A 19,602-nucleotide genomic window follows, 5' to 3' on the forward strand; every position below is an offset into this window, starting at 1 on the left:
CAGTGGCCGCGCCTTTGCTTTGCCTTTCTCCTGCAACGGGAGATAGTCAGCGCCCGTCGTTATGCCTAAAGTGTTCGGTCGATGCTTCCCGCTTCTGCCACCAAGGGCACCCACCATGACCGATCTGAGCGCATTCCCGATTACCCGCAAATGGCCCGCGCACCATCCCCAGCGCCTGCAGTTGTATTCCCTGGCCACGCCCAACGGCGTCAAGGTTTCGATCATGCTCGAAGAGATCGGCCTGGCCTATGAGGCGCACAAGGTCAACTTCGACAGCGATGAACAGCTGAGCCCCGAGTTCATCTCCCTGAGCGCCAACAACAAGATCCCTGCCATCCTCGACCCCGACGGCCCGGGTGGTAAGCCGCTGGCGTTATTCGAGTCTGGGGCGATCTTGCAGTACCTGGCGGAAAAAACCGGGCAGTTGCTCAGCGACGACCTGGCTACTCGTTACCAGACCATTCAATGGCTGATGTTCCAGATGGGCGGCATTGGGCCGATGTTTGGCCAGGTGGGGTTCTTCCATTTCTTCGCCGGCAAGGACTTTGAAGACAAACGCCCGCGCGACCGCTACGTCAACGAGTCGCGCCGCCTGCTTGGGGTGCTCGATCGGCACCTGGCAGGGCGCCAGTGGATGGTCGATGAGTACAGTATTGCCGATATCGCCATCTTTCCCTGGGTGCGTAACCTGGTTGATCGGTATAACGCGCGGGAGCTGGTCGGGTTCGAAGAGTTCGCCGAGGTGCAGCGCGTATTGGCGGCATTCCTGGAGCGGCCAGCCGTGCAGCGCGGGCTGAAAATTCCTGGTTGAGCCTTCTGTGTCGTGTCTGTCAGGGCCTCATCGTGGGACACGTCGCAGCGGCGTGATGAGGCCCTGGCGGGCAATTTCAAAACAATTGATTCAACAACCAGTACAGACTCCCCGCCAAGATCATCGCCGCCGGCAAGGTCAGCACCCAGGCCATCATCAGATTGATCAGCGTGCGCTTCTGAATCCCTGAGCCATTGGCCACCATGGTCCCGGCCACCCCCGAGGACAGCACATGGGTGGTCGAAACCGGCAGGCCAAACATGTCCGCCGCGCCAATGGTGCACATCGCTACCACTTCGGCCGAGGCGCCTTGCGCGTAGCTCAGGTGGGTCTTGCCGATCTTCTCGCCCACCGTCACCACAATGCGCCGCCAGCCGACCATGGTGCCCAGGCCCAGGGCGATGGCCACGGCGACTTTGACCCACAGCGGAATGTAGCGGGTGGCGTCATCGAGCTGGGTCTTGAACAGTTGCAAGTGGCTGCGGGTATCGGCGTCGAAGGCCACCAGCTGATGCTTGTCGATCAGGCGGATCGCCTCGCTGGTCAGGTACATGTCATTGCGCACGTTGGCCATGGCCTCGGCCGGCACGCGGTTGAGCGAACCATAGCCTTTGACCTGGTCGCCGATCATCCCGGTCAGCGCAGCCAAGGCCGGCACCAGCTGCGGGCTGGCCTTGGGCGCGGTGATGAAGCTGGTCAGGGTCTGGCGTGGGTCCTGCGCAAGCAATTGCGGGTCGCTACGCAGCAAGGCCTGGCGGGTGACTTCGGCGACAGCAGAAAACTGCAATGCCTGTTCACTGGGCATGGTCTTGTTCAGCGCGTAGGCCATCGGCAGGGTGCCGACCAGGATCAGCATGATCAGGCCCATGCCTTTCTGGCCGTCGTTGGAGCCGTGGGCAAACGACACCCCGGTACAGGTCAGGATCAGGATCCCGCGGATCCACCACGGCGGCGGGGTCTTGCCTTGCGGCGCTTGATACAGCTCGGGGCGCTTGATCAGGATGCGCAGTGCCAGCAGCACCAACGCTGCGCAGGCAAAGCCGATCAGTGGCGAGAACAGCAAGGCATAGCCCACCTTGCTGGCCTGGCTCCAATCCACTCCGCTGGTGCCCTCGCGGCCGTGCATCAAGGCGTTGGCCACACCCACGCCGATGATCGAGCCAATCAAGGTGTGCGAGGACGAAGCCGGCAGGCCCAGCCACCAGGTACCCAGGTTCCAGATGATTGCCGCCAGCAGCAGGGCGAAGACCATGGCAAAGCCTGCGCCGGAGCCCACCTGCAAAATCAGCTCGACCGGCAGCAGGGCAATGATGCCGAACGCCACCGCGCCACTGGAGAGCAACACGCCAAGGAAGTTGCACAGCCCCGACCAGACCACAGCCACCGGCGCCGGTAGCGAGTGGGTGTAGATCACCGTGGCCACCGCATTGGCAGTGTCATGGAAACCGTTGACGAACTCGAAGCCCAGGGCGATCAAAAGGGCCAGGCCCAGTAACAGAAAAGGCGTGACCGTGGTCACCACTGTGCCGCTGGCGCTGACGTCCTGCTTCAGGCTCCAGGCGGTATACGCCAGACCCGCCAGCAGCAGGCCGATAAACAAGCTGAGGGTGGCGCGCCCCGGTTTGTGTGACAGCTGCGGGCGCGAATCGTGGTGGCTCAGGTCGGGTTGGCTGGCCAGTGACGGGGTTGCCATGATGGCTCCGATTGACGTCGGGCAAGGTTGCCGAAGGCCTTCAGCATAGAAACAATTCGTTACCAGGACGTGACCTCGGTCAATGAACGCCCTAGGCTGATAGGCAAAGAATGTCGCAGGAGAGGGCAATGATTCGCTGCAAACGGGTCTACGACGCGCTTGAGCCCAGTGACGGCCAGCGCGTGCTGGTTGACCGCCTGTGGCCGCGCAACACGCGCAAGGACGAGGTGCATGCACTGTGGCTGCGCGAGGTCGCGCCGTCGGCTGCCTTGCGCAAGGCGTTCCACCAAGGCGAGGTGGATTTTGCCGGCTTCAGCCAGCGCTACCAGCAGGAGCTGGCCGCGCATCCCGAGCATTGGTATCCGCTGCTGGACCTGGCCGCCAAGGGCAACCTGACCTTGCTGTATGCCGGCAAGGACACCCAGCATAACAACGCTCAGGTGTTGGCAGCCTGGCTGGAAGATGAGCTGGAGCGCCGGGGGCCGGGCAGTTCGCCGGTGTGCTATGCCCCTTGAACTGATCCGCGCCAGTGACCAGTACCGCAACTTCGCCCGCGACCTTACCCGGCGGGCGATGCTGCCTTATTACCGCGAGTTCGACTTGCTGTGGATCGAGGAGGCCTTCGATGAAGCCTGGGGCTGGCGCGAACAGTGGCTGGTGGTCGACGGGCCGCGGGTGCTGGGTTTTTGCAGCTTGAGCCAGGACCGGCAGGCGTTGTTCATTCGCGAGCTGCATCTGCTGCCTGAACAGCGTGGGCGCGGGGTCGGCAGTTGGGTGTTGGAGCAATTGGCGCAGTGGGCGGCCGAGCGGCGGCTGCCGCTGGTGCGCCTGATGGTATTCAAGAGCAACCCGGCGCGGCAGCTGTATCTGCGTCACGGTTTTGTCGAGATGGGCGAGGACGAGTGTTTCGTGCGTATGCAGCGGACGGTTGGCTGATGGCGGGGGCAGTGCTGGCCTCTTCGCGGGGCAAGCCCGCTCCCACGAGGTCCGCGTCCCTCGTGTGGGAGCGGCGGTGCGCCGCTGCGATTTGTCCTGCAATTAGGTATTACTAGGGCAAATTCACCGCCAGCCGATCAACGTTGGGTCACCCGCACCGTTTCGCCCTGGCGCACCGTGGCATCGAGCAACGCCCCTTGCACCGGCATCAAATCGCCAATCAGCAGATTCTGCAGCACCGGCTTGCCATCGAAACTGTTACCACCCAGTTCCACCACGCGCATGCCTTCGACGCGCACCACCGCCTTGCCGACCTGCCCCAAACGGTTGCCGCTCAGCAGCAAGGGCCCTGCCATGGGCGTGCCATTACGCAAGCTGATCGCATACTCCGGGGTATTGCCAATGCGGTTGCCAATCAGCGTCAACGCCGCCACTTCGCTGGCATCGATAGCGCTGCCCTGGCTGCTGGCCAGCAGGTTGTCGTCGATCACCAGCGGCGCTGCCGGAGTGGGGGCGAGATTGCGCAGTTGAATGCCGTTGCCGCGGCTGTCGCCTATGCGGTTACCGACCAGCAAGACGGCGCCTTGTTGCTCGCTGACTTCGATGGCGGCTTTGGCGGCGCCGAGAATCAGGTTGTCCTCCAGCCGCGCACGGGTCTGTCCACGCAGGCGCACGCCACTGTTGTTGTCGACCCCGCGCAGCTGATTGCCCGTGACGCTCAGCTGGCTGTCGCGGGCATCGATGGCGTACTGCTGGGACTGCTCGAACTGGCTGCCTTGGATGCTCGCCTGGCTGTGTTGCAGCTCCACTGCGGTGGACAGCTCGCTGAACTGGCTGTCGCGAATCAGCACCGTCGCCGGGCGGCTGTTGGGCGACTGCTGGGCACTGAGGGCGGTGGTCAGGCCGCGCGAGAGGTTGGCGTTGTAGCCCAGGCGCTTGAGGGTCGAGCCGATCACCTGGGTGTGGCTGCCAGCCCAGGCGATCACGAATGGCCGCCAGGCGCGATCGGTGTTGCCCGGCTTGTCGCCCGCCATGCTCTCCAGGTTGGATTGGTTCAAGCCCAGCCAGCCCTGGTTGATCAGCGCGGTGCCGGAGAAGCTGGACAGGTACAGACTGGTGCCTTCCAGGACCAGCCCGGCATCGGCGCCGATCATCAGCGGGTAGCTGAGCAAGTAGCCATCTTTGTAGCGCTTGATGATCCGCGGGTCGTTCAACGCGTCGTGCAGTTGCGCCAGGCTGATGCTCCCGCCGCGCAGCATCACCACCTGGGGGTGATGCGCCTGGTAGCCGGCGATCGCCCGGAACAGGCCGTTGTTGACGAACGGCTCGAACGGCCAGCTGCCAGCCTGGGACGAGAACATCGGTTGCAGGCTGACACTGGCGCGGCCTGCCGGGCGCGGGCGTTCGGCCTGGCTGAAGGTGGTCGCCTGGCGTGCCTGCTGGCGCAGTTGCTGCAGATGCAGTTGGTGCTGTTCAGGCTGCAGCACCTCCAGTGCCTGGTTGACCGCCAGCGTCTGGGTGGCGGCCTGGGCAGTGCTGGCCAGCAGCAGCGCGGCCAGGCAAGTGAGGGAGAAGCGGGCGAGCGGGGCCATAGGGGACTTCCTTGTTCAACGCAAAGGGGAATAAGCCGGCTGGATCGGGCCGCCGAGCTGACTGTAGTTGTCCACTTCGCCGTCCTCACTGTCGTACAGCTCGCGGGCCAAGTGATGGCTGGGGTTGCGCTGCAAGAAGGGGATCAGCCAGGCCAGCTTGTACGGCGCGACATCGACTTGCGATTGGCCCTTGAGCTCGGGCAACTGGTCCGGATCGAGCACGCTGCGCGCGGCGAAGTTGGCCAGCAGGTCGAGGGTCTGCTGGTCTTCGGCGCTCCACGGCAAACCATTGGCGCGTGCCGATTCTGCCAGCAGCACCAGCGGCACCAGGGCGTATTGGCTGTAGGTAGCGGCCAGTTTGGAGCGGGCGACTTCCAGCGGCAGGTAGGCATAGCTGCCGTCGCTGCTGCGCACTGCTTGTTCGAGGCCCCGGCGCAGATTGCCGTCGGCCCACTGGATGAAGTCATCGCGCCCCACCAGCATGCCGGTGGCGGCTACGGCCCAGGCGGCCCAGTAGTCGTGGTTGTTGAAATACACACCGCTGGCGCTGCGGCGCGGATCGTACTCGCGGATGACCTGTTCGCCCAGGCGGGTGAACCAGTCTTTCTGTACGGGCGTCAGCTCAAGCTTGCCGGCGCTGGCCGACTGGGTCAGCAACACGGCGCCGGCCATCGACGCCAGGGCCCATTTGCGCGCGGCCATGCCGGTGCTGCTGGCGTCTGGGTTGAGCAGGGCGCCGGCGCTGGCCCAGTGTTGCAGCCACTGGTCCTGGCAGGCCAGGGCCATGTTGGCGTCCTGCGGTTTCTTCGCGCGCTGGAAGCGTTTGCTGGCGTAGATCAGACCGCCGACGAACTGTTTGACCTGCTTGGCGATGCGTTCGCTGTCGGCATCGGGGCTTGAGCGCAGGGTCGACTTGCTGGCGTCACGTTGGTCGTATTTGCTTTCCAGGCGCAGGGTGCCGGTGTAGGGCGCTGGCGGCTCCTTGCTGCAGGACAGGGTGCGGTAGTCGGCGATCATTGCCGCCTGCGGGGTGGCGCGGGCAGGCCAGATCGAGTGTGCGGCTTGGGCTTGGGGCAGCAATAGGGCGGTAGCGAGGGCCAGGAGGGTTCGGCGCCCAGGCATGCCCGTTGCTACAGGTTTGGATGTGTTCTCAGCGACCGGCATCGACTCGATCCCTGTAGGCGCTGGCTTGCCTGCGATGGGCCGCAACGCGGCCCCAATCACGCGGTTCAAAGGCATAGTCGAGTTTCCACGTCAGTAGCGGCGCTACCGGCCTTGGTCGGCTCGAGGAACACCGAAAGCAGGTTGGCCCCGGCGTATGCAGGATCCTTGCTCAGCTCCAGGTAATACTGCCCGCCGGTCACTGCCGCCTCACGGCGGAACCACACTTTGTCGCGCGCGCCATTGTCGTAGTAGACGATCACGTAGAAGTCCTTGACGTTCTTGTCACTCAGGCGGATGTCGAGAAACCCTTTCGATCCACTGAGCGACTTACGCTCACTGCCGGCATTGGACAGTAGCTCGATACGCTCGCCAATCTTCAGTGCTGGGCGTTGCAGCTTGGAACTGAGCACCTCTTGCGAGGCCTTGCAGCCACCCTGTACCGCCGGCACCAGTTGCCGGTACATCAGCGGCGAGTCGAGCCGGTAGTTGGCTGGCAGCTCCCAGATGATCAACTTGGGGGGCGCCTCGGCCTTGTAGTCATCCGACAGCAGGTACTCGAGCAACGAGCCATCCTCGCCGACACCGGGCAGGGCGTAGTTGAGGATGTCTACGCCCAGGTATTGCTTGAGGTAGCCGTCGAAGTTGAACTGCTTGCTCTCGTCTTCGCGCGCCGCGGCGTTACTGTCGCCGACCAGAATCACTTCCGGGTCCGGCGCCTCATCGAACAGGGCATCGGCGCCGTCCGCCACCGGGATGGTCTGGTAACCGCGCACGTACTGAAAACCGTAGTTGTTGCCACAGATGTAGCTCAGCGCCAGGTTCAGCGTGCCGTCCTTGGGCACCATCACCCCAGGCTCGGTGCGGTACTCCTTCTTGGTCAACCCGGCATAGAACGGTTGGCGGCGGATTTCATCGGCCATCAAGCGTGCGGTCGCCTCGGCGCCTGCTGGCGTCCAGTGGTGGTCGCGGCGGAAGAAGAACTCTTTGCTGGGCGGCTGCTGCACCAGCTGCATCATCGGCGCCACCACCGCACCGCCCTGGCGCAACTGGCCGAGGTAGGCGGCCAGGTTGGCGCTGGCGCGGTTGTAGTCAAAGCCCAGCGGGTGCTCGCTGGGCAGCTTGTCGCGGTGCATCAGGCCACGGGTCGGCTGGATCGCCATGGCCACGTGAATGCCTTGCTGGTCGAAGGCCTTCATCAGCCGGGCGAACTCCGGGCGCATCGGGGCCGGGATGCCGAACTCGTTGGTCAAGTCGACCACCGAGCGGAACAGCCAGCGGTCCTTGCCGGGCACGATCTCGCGCATCAGCTTCATACGCCCTTCGGCGTAGCGCTGCGGGTCGCTCAGGGCCGGGCAGACCATGCACTGCAGGTTTTCGCAGCCAGATTTGGCCGCAGCGCTCGGCTCGGCGGCCTGGCCGGCCTGGCTGAGCAGGGCCAAGGCGGCGCCCAGGCCCAGGGTTACGAGGATCTTCATGTGCCATTCATCCTTGCAGCGGGCGGTCACTCGGTCGGGTCGATGCTGTTGGCCAGGCTCATGCTGCGCCCACCTGGCAGCAGCACGTAGCTGTAGGAACGGCCTTTCTTGAGGAACAGTTCATCGAAGCTGGCCACCTTCTGCTCGGCCTCATAAGCGGCAAAACCGATCTTGATCTCGTTGACCATGCGGCTGCCGGTCTGGCCGTTGCTCAGCGGGTCGACGATCACGTGCTTGCCATCCACGGTCTTGAGCGCGGCCTGCTTGTCGGTCAGGTTGTAGAAGGCGATCTGCGCTTTCTTCGGCTCGTTGACGTACTTGTCGGCGATCAGCGTCAGTTGCTTGCCGTCGTAGACCACGGTGCTGGCCGCATTGGCCTTGAGCTGGGGTTCGATGGCCTTGCCGCCGACGGCGATCTTGTGCGTACCGGCCGGGATGAAGCGGTAGCCGCTGAGCTGGCCGGCGGCGACGCGCTGCGGATTGACCTTGCCGCTGAGGCTGACATCGATGTTGCCCTCAGACAGGTTGAGCACGCGCACGAAGGCCGAGTCGGCCGGCGCCACGGCGTCGTACAGGTCGGCGTTGCCTTCGGCGGCAAGGGCGCTGTGGCTGGCAGCAGCCAGGGCGATGGCGGTAAACAGGCTCGAGAGTTTCATCAGGTACTCCTTTAATCGTCAGAAATGCTGGGGCTGGGCGCTACGGCTCAGCGATCCCGGGCGGTGGGCGAGCAGGGTGCGCAGGGGGAACTCCCAGACCACGGTGTCGATCTGCGGGTTGCTCAACTGGTCACTGGCAAGAAACTGGCTCATCGCCTCGAACGGCCCGCGGGCCTCCACGGCGATCGACAGCAGGTCGCGGTTCAGCGCTTCCTTGAGGAAGCCGACGAAGTTCCAGTCGTCGATCTTGCTGTAGCTGGTGCCGACCAGCAGCAGGCTCTGATCTTCCTCAGCGAACAGGTCGTCAGTGTTCTGCTCGGCCTTGAGGGTTTCGTACAGCTCGATCTGGTTGGGGCCGAACTGCGGCGCCAGGCGGCTATGGTCGAACTGGATGTAGTTCATCAGGTCGCCCTTGATGCTCTTCTCACCGGCCTTGTGCGACACATACACCTGGTCGCCCAACAGCTGCGGACGCTGGCGAGCCAGCTCGTAGGCCGACAGCCGCGCACCCTCCGGGCTCCAGTGGGTATCGGACTTGAGGAACAGTTGCGGCCCATTGAGGTTGCTGAGGAAGGCCCCCCGCAGCGGCACCACGTCCAGCTGGCGCGCCTGCAACTCGCCGACGAAGCGGTCGTACAGGCTCACCACGCGTGGGTCGAAGGCGTGCTGGGCATGTTCGGCATACACATCGAGCTTCATCGGCAAGGGCAGCAGCACCAGCTTCTTGCCATGCTCGGCCAGCTGCTTTTCAACCTTGGCGATCTGCTCCAGCTGGGTGGCCACATTGGCTTCGAGGTCATTGGGCACGCGGTATTCCTGGCTGGTGTAGAGCCAGCCCTGCTTGCCCAGCACGACACCCTTGGTGCCTTCGCCGAACAGCTGGAACTGGGCATCGGCCCACAGCTCCACTGACGGGTCACGCAGGAAGAAGCGTTTGTCGTAGGCCTGCTCGAACTTGCGCAGCAGCTTGCCGTCGACGAACAGGTTCCAGGTGTCGGTCTGGGTGCGCGCGAAGCTGAACACCGGGGGCAGCGAGTAGACGAACATCGCTGCCAACACCAGGGCGAAGAGAATGCCGTTGACCTTGCTGGCCGTATTCATCACCGGATACATGGCCGTCTCCTAAAACTGGAAATACAGGAAGGGCGAGAACGAGTTGGCCGCCAGGCTGCTCAACGCCAGCAAGAAACCACCCCACAGCAGCACGCTGTGCAGCGCGCCGACGTGACGCATGAAGTAGCCCTCTTTGTTGCCGGCGTAGAAGCGCACGTTGTTGATCCCGGCCAGCAGCAGCCAGACCAACGCCACCAGGGCAAACGACATGGCCATCTTCGAGGCACCGAGCACATACAGCTCCAGCGAGCCAAAGCCGTTGAAGCCGAACAACGCCTTGTAGATATCCAGGCTGTGGCGCAGGTCCATGGTGAAGAACAGCGGCATGCTCAACACGATCAGCAGCGCCGTACGCAGGTTGCGGCCCAGGTGGTAGGGCGTGGTGATCTTGGTCGCCAGGTTGAACTTGCGCTCGATGACCATGCCGACGCCAAAGAACAGCCCCCAGCAGATGAAGGCAAAGCTCGCGCCGTGCCACAGGCCCGACAGCAGCATGGTCCAGATCAGCGCCGGCAGGGCGCCGGTGACGCGCTTGCGCACCAGCGGCATGTACACGTAGTCGCGCAGAAAATGCGCCAGGGTCATGTGCCAACGTGCCCAGAACTCAGTGATGCTTTGCGACACATAGGGCTGGTTGAAGTTCTCCGGAAAGCGAAAGCCCATCATCAGCGCCAGGCCCAGGGCCATGTGGCTGTAGCCGGCAAAGTCGAAGTACAGCTGCAGGGTCGAGACCACCAGGCCGAACCAGGCATCGCTGAACTGCAACGCGCCTTCACCAACGAACAGCACGTTGATCGGCGCCAGGCGGTCGGCGATCAGCACCTTCATGATGAAACCGAGCATGAACCGGCACACCCCCAGCGAGAACAGCTCCAGCGAATGGGTGCGCTCACGCAGCTGTGGCGCCAGTTGGCTGTAGCGCAGGATCGGCCCGGCCACCAGGTGCGGGAACAGCGCGACGAAGGCGGCGAAGTCGATGAAGCGGTTGGTCGGCGTGGCATCCTTGCGATAGATGTCGACGATGTAGCTCAACGCATGGAACACATAGAAGGAGATCCCCAGCGGCAGGAAGATGTTCTCCAAGGTCCAGGTGTTGATCCCCAGCGGCGCCAGCAGCACGGCCAGCACTTCGGCGCCGAAGTTGGCGTACTTGAAGTAGCCCAGGGTCGACAGGTTGCCGATTATCCCGATCCACAGCAGGCGCAGCGCCCAGCGCTTGTCGCCGGCATCCAGGCGACCCTTGATGCGCAGGCCGAACCAGTAGTTCCAGTAGGTGATCGCCACGAACAGCAGCAAGAAGTCCGGCCGCCACCAGGCATAGAAGATGTAGCTGGCGGCGACGATCACGGTCGAGCGCCACTGTGGCCTGGACAGGAAATACACGGCCAGGAACAGCGGCAGGTAGAGGAACAGGAACACATTGGAGGCGAAGATCATGGCAGGGTCCGTCCTTAGTAGCTGATCACCACGCCGACGCTCAGCTGGTAGTCATCGCCGGTTTCCAGCGCACTCCCGGCATTGAGGTAGCTGGCGCTGACCAGGGCGTTGATATCCAGGTGCTTGCCGTCCAGGGCTACCGGGAACATCTTCCAGTAGTAGTTGACGTCGAGCATTTGCCCGACGTTGCGCCCATTGCCTTGGGTGCCTCGATCGATGGCGCGGTTGCGCTCGGCACGTTGGTCGCCGTTCATGCGGATCGGCAGGGTGCCGTCTTCATCGCGCAGGTTGAGCTGGGTCACACGCAGGTCGAGGGCGCTGCGGGGGGTCGGGCGGGTCTCCAGGGACACGCCGTAGTAGCTCAGGTTGCGCAAGTCGAGGGCCACGAACGAGCTGGTCAGGCGCGTGCTGTAGGAGCCACTGCGGGTGATGCGGTCCGACTGGATGGCGTTGAGGCGAAAGCCATCGTTCTCGTCGCTCGGTTTGTCGGTGAGGCCGCCGCGCAAGGCAACCCGTGGGGTCCAGGGCAAATCGTCGAAGCGCTTGCCCAGCTCGCCCAGGGCCGCCCAGCCTTTGCTGTTGTGGCCGTTGGTGGTCTGGCCGCGGCCGTCGGTGTTGTCCATCTTGCCGTCCAGCGCGGCCAGCTCCAGGTGGTAGTCGCTGAGCACCGGGTAGGCCAGGTTGTCACCGTTGAAGAACAATCCGTAGCGCACACCCTTGAAGTCGTAGCGGTCGTCGGCGTCATGGCCGCTGTGATCGTTCTCGTGCATCAGGCGCACGCCGACCCGGTTGTTCTGGCTCCAGCGATAGGCGTATTCACCCATCACATAGGTGGTGCGTTCTTCGCTGTCGGCCAGCGAGTTGACGTCGGTGTTGTAGTTATGGAATTTCTGCCCGACGGCGATGAAGGCATCGGAGAACGTGTCCTGATAGTTGAAGCGCAACGACTCCAGGCTGTCGTCCCACCAGATGCCGTAGGTGTCGTAAAAACGCTGACGGCCGAGCGACAGCGAGAAGCGCGGGTCATCGCCGATCAGGTTGCGCTTGACGTACAACTCACGCAGCTCGGCGTACCAGCCTTCAGCTTGTTCGCGGGCGGTGTTGTTGGTCGATTCGTTGGTCAGGTTGCTCGACTGGCTGGAGTCGTAGTTCAGCCACAGGCGGCCGTAGACCATCCATTTGGACCAGCGCTTTTCTGGTGAATACCAGGCGAAGGACGGCTCGTAGCGCAGGCTGTAGAACATCTCGCGGTCGCTGCCGACTTGCGAGTCTTCTGGGCCATAGCCGGTCTGTACGGTGAGCTTGTTGAAGAACTCCGAGGTGATCACCGGCTCGCTGCCATCGGCCGCAGCAACGCGCACCGGCGCGTTGCTGTCAGCCTCGGGGCCAGTGATTTCTTCAGCCGCCCACGCCGCTGGCAAGGGGGCCAGGGCGAGCAGGGCGCCGAACAGGGGGGAATGCGCTTTCACAGAGTAGCCTCCTTCAACAGATCGTTGCGTGCGGCCAGGGCGCGCTCGATGTCATCCTTGGGCAAGGTTCTTTCCAGTCGGCGGACCAGGCTGCGCGCACCACGTTCCCCCATGTCCAGCGCGATGCGGGCATAGGTGTAGGCTTTGACGGGGTCGTGGCAGATGGCGCGGCCATAGGTGTGCAGGGTGGCCATGCGGTACCAGGCGGTGGAGGAGCCCTTGTCGGCTTCTTCACGGAACAGTGCCAAGGCTTTCTCCTGATCCGGCTGGTCTTCGACGCCTTTGCTGTAGTACTCGGCCAACAGCAAGCCGGCATCGGGGTAGCCGCTGGCGCGCAGTTCGTCGATCAGCGCGCGGGCTTTGTCCGGGTCCAGGGTCAGCCAGTTGTTGACCATGTAGAACGACGCTTGCAGGGCCTTGGCCCGGGTCGGGTCGCGCTGGCGCACCTGATCGATCAACGCTTGAGTCTCCTCGGCGTTGTGCTCGGTGGGGTTGGAGATCATGTAGTTGGCCTTGGACACCATCGCCGGCACGAAGCCGCGCGCGACGGCAGCGTCCCGCCAGCGCTGGACCTGCCCAGTGGCCAGCGCCAAGGCGTCGGCTTGGGCCTTGTCGCGGGCCAGTTGCTCAGGGTTTGGCGGCAGGTTGGCGGCGGCAGGATTGCTGGCTTGGCGCTCGAAGCGATCAGCCTCCTGTTCGGCACGCTGGACGCTGGTGATGTTGTCGAGCAAGGCAGCGATGCGGTGGACGATCTCTACCGGCAGTTGCGCACGTTCCGGCTCCAGCTGGGTGGCGAAGGCGCGGAACGCCTGGTCCTGGTTTTCGCCAAGGAACGCGTAGTAGCGATCGATGGCGCGTACGTCGGTACGCGCCGCCTCCCGGTACCAGCGCTCGGCGCCGGCGCGATCGCCCTGGCGCTCGGCCAGTACCGCGCGGTACAGCTGCGGCCGGCAGTTGAGCAGGCACGACTGCTCATACAAGCCGAGCAGTTCGGCAGCCTGCGGCACGTCGATCAGCTCTGGATAAACCAAGAACACCTCCAGCGTGGTGCTGGCGTTGCGTGGATCGAGGCGGCTGGGATAGCGGCTCAAAGCCTGCTCGACCCAGGGCCGCTGGGCTTGACGCAGGCTTGGCGTGCGGTCGATCAGCCGCGCCAGCGAAGCGAGCGCCGGGATCAGCCCGCGGCCTTCGGCGAAGGCCTGGTGATACAGGCCAACCACTTCCTGGGCACTGGCGTCGGCCCGACCCGACAGCACGTCGCCCAGCAGCAGGGCGCTGGCCAGGTCACCGCGGCCGACCAGCTCGCGCAGGTCGCCGGTGACATCGGCGCTGGGGTCCTTGTACAGGGCGTAGCGGATCTGCTCCAGGCTCTGCCCGGCACAGGCCGCGCTGGCGCAGGCCAGGGCCAGGCTGGCCAGCAGCAGGCGCGAAGGCGTCTTCAGCTTCATCAGGTCATCTCTCTCGACGCGCTCAGTTCGCGCTGGCAAACGGCAGGCCCAGGAACAGGTCGACCGCCACCGCCTTCTGATAGGCCGCTGCCGGCAGCGGGCTGTCTGGCTGGATGGTCAGCGCCAGGTTGCGATTGACTTCATCGACTCGCGCATCGACCACTTTGCCGCTGTAATGCTGGTCGAGACCGAACACCTGCATGTCCACCGAACGCACGCGGCTGACATCTTCGAGCTTGTCGAACGGCACGTTGGCGCGCACGAACAGGCCCTGATCCTTGGGCAGCAGGTGCATCAGCGGGGCGTCCTTGTAGCCATAGCCATTGAGCGGTTGGCTTGGGTAGTACACCTGGCAGTCGCACGGGCTGTTGATCACCGTCTCGATGGTGGCGCGGCCAAGCAGGGCTTGCAGGTCGCCAGGGGCGAGGTCGGCCACCGCCTTCATGTCAGCCGGGCTGGTAAAGCTGGTCGCCAGCTGCGTGGAGATGCTCGCCAGCGGCTGGCCGGCCTGGACTTCAGTGGTGCCGGCTGGCAGCAGGTACTTCACATAGCCGTTGTCGGGCATGCTGATGATCTGTGCGTTGGTCGCCACTTGCGCCTGCACGGCAGGGATGCGGAAGAACAGCAGGTAGCCCTTGTAGCCGACGAAACCCAGGGCTGCCAGGCCCGCGGCGGTGTACAGCAAGGTGCCGGCCATGGCCTTGAGGCGCGCGCCGGGGGTGCGTGCAGTGGCGTGCTTGTGCTTGCGTTCCTTGATGTAGTTTTCCCGCTGCATCACGTTGAACAGGCCATTGATGTCGGCGATCTCGCCAGACATGTAGGCGGTGATGATGTAGCGCAGGATGTCGCGTTTTTGCGCATCGAGGTCGACGAACTGCGCACCGACCTCGTTGCCGCGCTGGGAAACGATGCGCACCTTGCCTTCGATCGCCAGGTCGACCTGGTTCAGGCGCAGCTGGATCGAGGCGTCATACAGCGCGCCGATCTTCAGCGGGGCTTCGTGCAGCAGGCCGATACCGCCCAGGGAAATATCCTGCAGCTGGGTTTCGAAGGCAGTCTGGCCGCCACTAGAGAGGCGCACGCGGGCATTGATCCGAGTGCGCACGTACTGGCGCTCGTCGATCGCCTCGTGAACGATGTTGGCTGCGGACTTGCTCGGGGCTGCGGGGATGTTGGTTGTACTCATGTGCAGGCGCCTTTCCTTAACGTTGCGAGAGTTCTAGAAGCACGGTGATGACCCCGAAGAAGATGGCGATGGAGCTCAACAGCATCGCCTTCGAGGACCAGCGATTGAGGCTGGCGTCGAAGTCGACGCTGCCGGTGGCCAGGGTGGTTTTCTGCCGCGTCCAGCTTTGCTGGTCCATGTGGAACATCGCGTAGACCTTCATCACCGAGCCGACGATTTGGTTGTAATAGAGAACGAAGGGGTACATCGGGCTGACGGGGTGGCCGGCGAAGACGAACAGCACCGTCACCAGGCTGCGCGAGATCAATACCCAGAACAGGTACACCAACAGGTACTGGATACCGAACACCAAGCCGGCTACCACCGAGGCGGTCAGGCCCATCAGGCAGGTCCACATCGACACCCGCTGATCGAGCAGCACGTACAAGGTGAACAGCCCTAGGCGCGCACGGCCGAGCAGGGCGGTGGCACGGAAGTTCTGCCGCAGCGAGTTGCCGTACCAGCGGAACATCAGCTGGCGGGTGGCGACCCAGAAGCTGTCGCTGGGCGGGTGCTCGACGGTCAGGGTGTGGCTGTCAGGTACATAGAAGGTGTCCCAGCCGGCGCGCATCAGGCTCAGCCAGCTGGACTTGTCGTCGCCGGTGAGAAACTGGAAGCGCCCCAGTCGCCAGTGTTCGAGGAAGTCCGCCTCGACGTCGCGGATGAAGTCCGGGTCGGTCATCACGCTGGCGCGGAAGAACGACAGGCGCCCGGTCAGGGTCAGCACCCGATGCGACAGGGCCATCGAGCACATGTTGATGTGCCGTTGGACGAAGCGCATCGAGTGCCACTGACGCATCCAGCGGCTGCCTTCGACCTCGCAGAACTCGTTGGTGGTCAGGCCGCCAACGTTGGGCAGCACGGCAAACAGCTTGACCGCCCGCTCGACGCAGCCAGGCAGCATCATGGTGTCGCCATCGACCACGCCGACCACCGCGTCTTCCATCGGCATTTGCCGCGACAGGGCGCGGAAGGCGTGGGCCAGGCCATCACGCTTGCCGGTGCCACGGGCGCGCACGATCACCAGCTTGATGTCGTCGCGATCGCGCACCTCGTTGCGCATGATGTCCTTGATGAAGTTCTCATCGCCTTTCTCGACGATCGAGGCGATCACCGTGCACGGCACTTTCAGCCGTTGCACTTCCTGGAACACCGACTGGTAGACCTTGAAGGTGGTCAGGGTCGGGATACGGAAGCTGGTCACCACCATGAACATGTGCGAGGGCAGCGCGGCATCGCCCAGGCGCTCGACCTGGCGGCGCATCCGTGGAAAGCGCCAATGCAGGAAGTACATGCCACGCAAGTAATGGACGATGGCGTTGCCATAGCGCCACATGCCCAGCGTGCCGATGATGAAGATGAACAGGTGATGGTTCGGGTCCAGGTACTGCGGCGCGATCATCTCCGACGCCAGCGCGATCAGCCCGGCCAGGCACGCCCAGGCGCAGAAGCTGGCGGCTGCGCGCAGGTAGCCGGGGGCCTCGAAAGGTCGCTGTTGCACTCGTTCCATGTAGCCTTTGCTCCTGTTTGCGCCCACCCCCACCCTTGAAAGGGCGGGGCGGGCGCGTGTCGGTTACCAGCAGATACCTTGGCGCTGGGTGTCGCTGGTGCCGTCCATGAAACCGACCAGGTCGATCACTTGCTTGTCGCCGCCCAGCTGCAGAGCATTGGCGAAGCGTTCGTCGTTGTTGCCCAGGACGATCACCTCGGCCTCGTCGATCACCTGCTCCAGGTCGCTGTGCAGCAACGACGAGACGTGCGGGATAACCGCTTCGATATACTCGCGGTTGGCGCCGAACACCCGTGCGTACTCGACGTTGGCGTCATAGATGCGCAGCTCGTAACCCTTGCCGATCAGCTGTTCGGCCAGGGTCACCAGCGGGCTTTCGCGCAGGTCGTCGCTGCCTGCCTTGAAGGCCAGGCCAAGCAGGGCGATCTTGCGTTTGCCCTGGCGCTCGATGAGGTCAAAGGCGATGTCGACCTGGTTGCGGTTGCTGGCCATGATCGAGGCCAGTAGGGGATGCTCGACGTCGAGCTGGCCGGCGCGGTAGGTGAGGGCGCGCACGTCCTTGGGCAGGCACGAGCCTCCGAAGGCAAAGCCTGGACGCAGGTAGTAACGCGACAGGTTGAGCTTGTAGTCCTGGCACACCACATCCATCACTTCACGACCATCGACGCCCGACGCCTTGGCAATGTTGCCGATCTCGTTGGCGAAGCTGACCTTGGTCGCGTGCCAGACGTTGCAGGTGTACTTGATCATCTCGGCGACTTCGATCGACTTGCGAATCACCGGCGCATCGAGGCCTTCATAGAGCGAGGCGAGCAGATCGCCCGACTGGCTGTCGAGCTCGCCGATCACGGTCATGGCGGGGAAGTCGTAGTCCTGGATGGCTGTGCTTTCGCGCAAAAATTCCGGGTTGACGGCAACGCCGAAGTCGACCCCGGCTTTCTTGCCCGAGCTCTTTTCCAGAATTGGAATCACCACGTTCTTGACGGTGCCCGGCAGAACGGTACTGCGCACCACGACCGTGTGGCGGCTGCCTTTGTCGCGCAGGGCGGTGCCGATTTCGCGGCATACCGCTTCCATGTAGACCAGGTCCAGGTCACCGTTTTTCTTGCTAGGCGTGCCGACGCACAGCAGCGACAGGTCACTTGCCAGAATCGCCGCTTGCACATCGGTAGTGCCGCGCAGACGGCCATTGCGTACACCGTCGAGCAGCAGCTGCTCAAGGCCCGGTTCGACAATAGGCGACTTGCCCTGGTTGATCAGGTCAATCTTGGCCTGGGAGATATCCACACCCAGTACATGATGCCCACGAGACGACAAGCAGCCCGCGCAGACCGCGCCCACATAGCCAAGTCCAAAGATACTGATATTCATAGATCCCTCTCCCAAGGCGCGGCAAGGCCGGCCGAGATTCTCAGTTCAAGAAGTGTTCAAAGTGGCAGACGCGCAGAAGTAAGCCGCGCTCAGGAAGTGGCGTTACAGGCTGTTTCTTAGTGGTCTATTTTTATCCTAAAGGCGTTTTTGTTTGTTTCGCAAGCTTTCAAATTGCTCGCATTGAAAATACTTTAATCTCGGCATGTGAAAGTTTAAAAACCGTTATGAATCAATGAGTTAAAGTTTGTCGTTAGTTAGGCGTCAAAAAATAGATTGCTGTGGTGGTGCCGAGAAAATGGCGTCAAAAGCGCGCTTGTTTGGCTTCCTGCGGTTTTTTTCATCGCTCGTTTTTGTCATTTATTTGTTTGCGGTGCTGTTGCTCGATTGATTTTCCTGCTCTCGGACTCACCGTAAAACCTTGTTTTAACTGGGCGCTATACTGAATGGGCGGGACACTCTTCGAGTGTGACCTTTAGCTGTTTTGCGTGCTGCAAACGCGCCCTTGCGCGGTTTGGATCCCATTGGCATAGTTCCATCTGGATTCATGGCTATTCACATGGGTGCGGGATGCATCCGTTCTGGGTTGTAAAGACAAGGAGTTGCAAATGAAAGGATTCGGGCCGCGTTTAAGGGAAGAACGCGAACGGCTGGGGCTCACTCAGCGCGTGTTCGGCGACATTGGTGGCGTCGAACCCAACGCCCAGGGCAAATACGAAAGCGGTGAGCGAACCCCGCGAGTCGATTATCTGGCCGCAGTCGCAGCTAAAGGGGTCGATGCGCTATATGTCCTCAGTGGTCAGCACACTCCGGCGCCGCTGGACAGCCTCAGCGCTGACGAAGACCGCCTGCTGGGCGCCTTCCGGCGCTTGCCGCCCAGCGATCAGGCAGCCCTCTGGCACTTGGTCGGACGCTTGCTGGGGGAGTCCGGTAGTGATGATTCTGTAAGGATTCGCCGGCTAGATCGTCAGGCATATCTCTAGGACGCATTCCACTAGGTTCAGGCTGAAATTTTTTGTTAAGGTGGCGGGATCCAATCGCCCCCATGACGAGGTGTCTGCTTGATAAGGGTCCTAGTGGTCGACGATCACGATCTGGTGCGTACCGGCATTACCCGCATGCTCGCCGATATCGAAGGCCTGCAGGTGGTGGGTGAGGCGGATTCCGGGGAGTCGGCCCTCAAGCTTGCCCGGGAGTTGAAACCCGATGTCGTCCTGATGGACGTCAAGATGCCGGGTATCGGTGGCCTGGAGGCGACCCGCAAGTTGCTGCGCAGCCATCCGGACACCAAGGTGGTGGCCGTCACCGTGTGCGAGGAAGACCCGTTCCCTACGCGTCTGCTGCAAGCCGGCGCTGCCGGTTACCTGACCAAAGGTGCGGGGCTGGATGAAATGGTCCAGGCGATCCGCCTGGCGTTCGCCGGCCAACGCTACATCAGCCCGCAGATCGCCCAGCAGTTGGCACTCAAGTCGTTCCAGCCCCAAGGCTCGCCGTTCGATGCGCTGTCGGAGCGGGAAATCCAGATCGCCCTGATGATCGTCGGCTGCCAGAAAGTGCAAATCATCTCCGACAAGTTGTGTCTGTCGCCCAAGACCGTCAATACTTACCGTTATCGGATCTTTGAAAAACTCTCGGTTACCAGCGACGTCGAACTGACCTTGCTGGCCGTTCGCCACGGTATGGTCGACGCAAGCCTATAAAAGCC

The 19,602-nt window shown here is 63.0% G+C and carries 17 protein-coding genes; 5 read left to right on the forward strand and 12 right to left on the reverse strand.

All coding sequences use genetic code 11. From position 1 onward, the window contains the following. The first annotated feature begins 115 nt into the window (after window positions 1-115). The gene (locus OIU19_RS16275; RefSeq protein WP_264235867.1) at window positions 116-811 is read left to right on the forward strand and encodes a glutathione S-transferase N-terminal domain-containing protein; all 696 of its coding nucleotides are present in this window, start codon (window positions 116-118) and stop codon (window positions 809-811) included. Window positions 812-887: 76 nt separating this feature from the next. Here the strand turns inward: OIU19_RS16275 and OIU19_RS16280 are convergent, their stop codons facing one another. Next, window positions 888-2,504 (reverse strand): inorganic phosphate transporter, encoded by a 1,617-nt coding sequence (locus OIU19_RS16280; protein ID WP_264235868.1) that lies wholly within the window; start codon window positions 2,502-2,504, stop codon window positions 888-890. A gap of 128 nt (window positions 2,505-2,632) precedes the next feature. Here OIU19_RS16280 and OIU19_RS16285 point away from each other — a divergent pair, with 128 nt between their 5' ends. Further along, entirely contained in the window at window positions 2,633-3,019 is a 387-nt protein-coding gene (locus OIU19_RS16285; RefSeq protein WP_264235869.1) for a DUF488 domain-containing protein, read from the forward strand. Next, window positions 3,009-3,440: a GNAT family N-acetyltransferase gene (locus OIU19_RS16290; RefSeq protein WP_264235870.1), complete on the forward strand. Its 432-nt coding sequence runs from the start codon at window positions 3,009-3,011 to the stop codon at window positions 3,438-3,440. Before OIU19_RS16285 ends, OIU19_RS16290 begins: the two co-directional genes overlap by 11 nt. 137 nt (window positions 3,441-3,577) lie before the next feature. Here the strand turns inward: OIU19_RS16290 and OIU19_RS16295 are convergent, their stop codons facing one another. The 11 genes from OIU19_RS16295 to OIU19_RS16345 all read right to left on the reverse strand — a co-directional run bounded on the left by OIU19_RS16295 (window position 3,578) and on the right by OIU19_RS16345 (window position 17,900). Next, complete coding sequence (locus OIU19_RS16295; protein WP_264235871.1) at window positions 3,578-5,032, reverse strand: right-handed parallel beta-helix repeat-containing protein; 1,455 nt, start codon at window positions 5,030-5,032, stop codon at window positions 3,578-3,580. Window positions 5,033-5,047: 15 nt separating this feature from the next. Further along, complete coding sequence (locus OIU19_RS16300; RefSeq protein WP_264235872.1) at window positions 5,048-6,154, reverse strand: polysaccharide lyase; 1,107 nt, start codon at window positions 6,152-6,154, stop codon at window positions 5,048-5,050. Between the two features lie 107 nt (window positions 6,155-6,261). Continuing rightward, on the reverse strand, window positions 6,262-7,671 hold the full coding sequence (locus OIU19_RS16305; RefSeq protein WP_264235873.1) for an alginate biosynthesis protein AlgX: 1,410 nt from the start codon (window positions 7,669-7,671) through the stop codon (window positions 6,262-6,264). A gap of 26 nt (window positions 7,672-7,697) precedes the next feature. Then, entirely contained in the window at window positions 7,698-8,327 is a 630-nt protein-coding gene (locus OIU19_RS16310) for an alginate O-acetyltransferase AlgF (protein ID WP_264235874.1), read from the reverse strand. 18 nt (window positions 8,328-8,345) lie between these two features. Continuing rightward, on the reverse strand, window positions 8,346-9,440 hold the full coding sequence (locus tag OIU19_RS16315; protein WP_264235875.1) for an alginate O-acetyltransferase: 1,095 nt from the start codon (window positions 9,438-9,440) through the stop codon (window positions 8,346-8,348). Between the two features lie 9 nt (window positions 9,441-9,449). Then, a complete protein-coding gene (locus OIU19_RS16320) occupies window positions 9,450-10,877 on the reverse strand; it encodes an MBOAT family protein (RefSeq protein WP_264235876.1) in 1,428 nt (475 codons plus the stop codon). A 14-nt stretch (window positions 10,878-10,891) separates the two neighbouring features. After that, entirely contained in the window at window positions 10,892-12,346 is a 1,455-nt protein-coding gene (locus OIU19_RS16325) for an alginate export family protein (RefSeq protein WP_264235877.1), read from the reverse strand. Then, window positions 12,343-13,794 carry a tetratricopeptide repeat protein gene (locus OIU19_RS16330; protein ID WP_264235878.1) on the reverse strand — a complete coding sequence of 484 codons (1,452 nt, stop codon included), beginning with the start codon at window positions 13,792-13,794 and terminating at the stop codon, window positions 12,343-12,345. The genes OIU19_RS16325 and OIU19_RS16330 overlap by 4 nt, the downstream gene beginning before the upstream one ends. A gap of 22 nt (window positions 13,795-13,816) precedes the next feature. Further along, a complete protein-coding gene (locus OIU19_RS16335) occupies window positions 13,817-14,980 on the reverse strand; it encodes a PilZ domain-containing protein (RefSeq protein ID WP_264235879.1) in 1,164 nt (387 codons plus the stop codon). Window positions 14,981-14,996: 16 nt separating this feature from the next. Continuing rightward, a complete protein-coding gene (locus tag OIU19_RS16340; protein WP_186557121.1) occupies window positions 14,997-16,529 on the reverse strand; it encodes a glycosyltransferase in 1,533 nt (510 codons plus the stop codon). A gap of 63 nt (window positions 16,530-16,592) precedes the next feature. After that, entirely contained in the window at window positions 16,593-17,900 is a 1,308-nt protein-coding gene (locus tag OIU19_RS16345; protein WP_264235880.1) for a nucleotide sugar dehydrogenase, read from the reverse strand. Window positions 17,901-18,505: 605 nt separating this feature from the next. Between OIU19_RS16345 and OIU19_RS16350 the strand changes: the two genes are divergently transcribed. Together OIU19_RS16350 and uvrY are read left to right on the forward strand one after the other, a co-directional pair. Further along, a complete protein-coding gene (locus OIU19_RS16350; RefSeq protein ID WP_264235881.1) occupies window positions 18,506-18,880 on the forward strand; it encodes a helix-turn-helix domain-containing protein in 375 nt (124 codons plus the stop codon). 78 nt (window positions 18,881-18,958) lie between these two features. Continuing rightward, window positions 18,959-19,597, forward strand: a complete 639-nt coding sequence (uvrY, locus tag OIU19_RS16355; RefSeq protein ID WP_264235882.1) for a UvrY/SirA/GacA family response regulator transcription factor — start codon at window positions 18,959-18,961, stop codon at window positions 19,595-19,597. The last annotated feature ends 5 nt before the right edge of the window (window positions 19,598-19,602 follow it).

It is taken from the genome of Pseudomonas sp. BT-42-2 (assembly GCF_025847435.2).
Taxonomy (GTDB): domain Bacteria; phylum Pseudomonadota; class Gammaproteobacteria; order Pseudomonadales; family Pseudomonadaceae; genus Aquipseudomonas; species Aquipseudomonas urmiensis.

Excerpts from the sequence above, each read along its gene's own strand:
- OIU19_RS16330 (WP_264235878.1), bottom strand. The coding sequence starts at position 13,794 with ATGAAGCTGAAGACGCCTTCGCGCCTGCTGCTGGCCAGCCTGGCCCTG.
- OIU19_RS16290 (WP_264235870.1), top strand. The coding sequence starts at position 3,009 with ATGCCCCTTGAACTGATCCGCGCCAGTGACCAGTACCGCAACTTCGCC.
- OIU19_RS16300 (WP_264235872.1), bottom strand. The coding sequence starts at position 6,154 with ATGCCTGGGCGCCGAACCCTCCTGGCCCTCGCTACCGCCCTATTGCTG.
- OIU19_RS16280 (WP_264235868.1), bottom strand. The coding sequence starts at position 2,504 with ATGGCAACCCCGTCACTGGCCAGCCAACCCGACCTGAGCCACCACGAT.
- OIU19_RS16295 (WP_264235871.1), bottom strand. The coding sequence starts at position 5,032 with ATGGCCCCGCTCGCCCGCTTCTCCCTCACTTGCCTGGCCGCGCTGCTG.
- OIU19_RS16345 (WP_264235880.1), bottom strand. The coding sequence starts at position 17,900 with ATGAATATCAGTATCTTTGGACTTGGCTATGTGGGCGCGGTCTGCGCG.
- OIU19_RS16320 (WP_264235876.1), bottom strand. The coding sequence starts at position 10,877 with ATGATCTTCGCCTCCAATGTGTTCCTGTTCCTCTACCTGCCGCTGTTC.
- OIU19_RS16305 (WP_264235873.1), bottom strand. The coding sequence starts at position 7,671 with ATGAAGATCCTCGTAACCCTGGGCCTGGGCGCCGCCTTGGCCCTGCTC.
- OIU19_RS16315 (WP_264235875.1), bottom strand. The coding sequence starts at position 9,440 with ATGTATCCGGTGATGAATACGGCCAGCAAGGTCAACGGCATTCTCTTC.
- OIU19_RS16275 (WP_264235867.1), top strand. The coding sequence starts at position 116 with ATGACCGATCTGAGCGCATTCCCGATTACCCGCAAATGGCCCGCGCAC.
- OIU19_RS16340 (WP_186557121.1), bottom strand. The coding sequence starts at position 16,529 with ATGGAACGAGTGCAACAGCGACCTTTCGAGGCCCCCGGCTACCTGCGC.
- OIU19_RS16350 (WP_264235881.1), top strand. The coding sequence starts at position 18,506 with ATGAAAGGATTCGGGCCGCGTTTAAGGGAAGAACGCGAACGGCTGGGG.
- OIU19_RS16310 (WP_264235874.1), bottom strand. The coding sequence starts at position 8,327 with ATGAAACTCTCGAGCCTGTTTACCGCCATCGCCCTGGCTGCTGCCAGC.
- OIU19_RS16285 (WP_264235869.1), top strand. The coding sequence starts at position 2,633 with ATGATTCGCTGCAAACGGGTCTACGACGCGCTTGAGCCCAGTGACGGC.
- OIU19_RS16335 (WP_264235879.1), bottom strand. The coding sequence starts at position 14,980 with ATGAGTACAACCAACATCCCCGCAGCCCCGAGCAAGTCCGCAGCCAAC.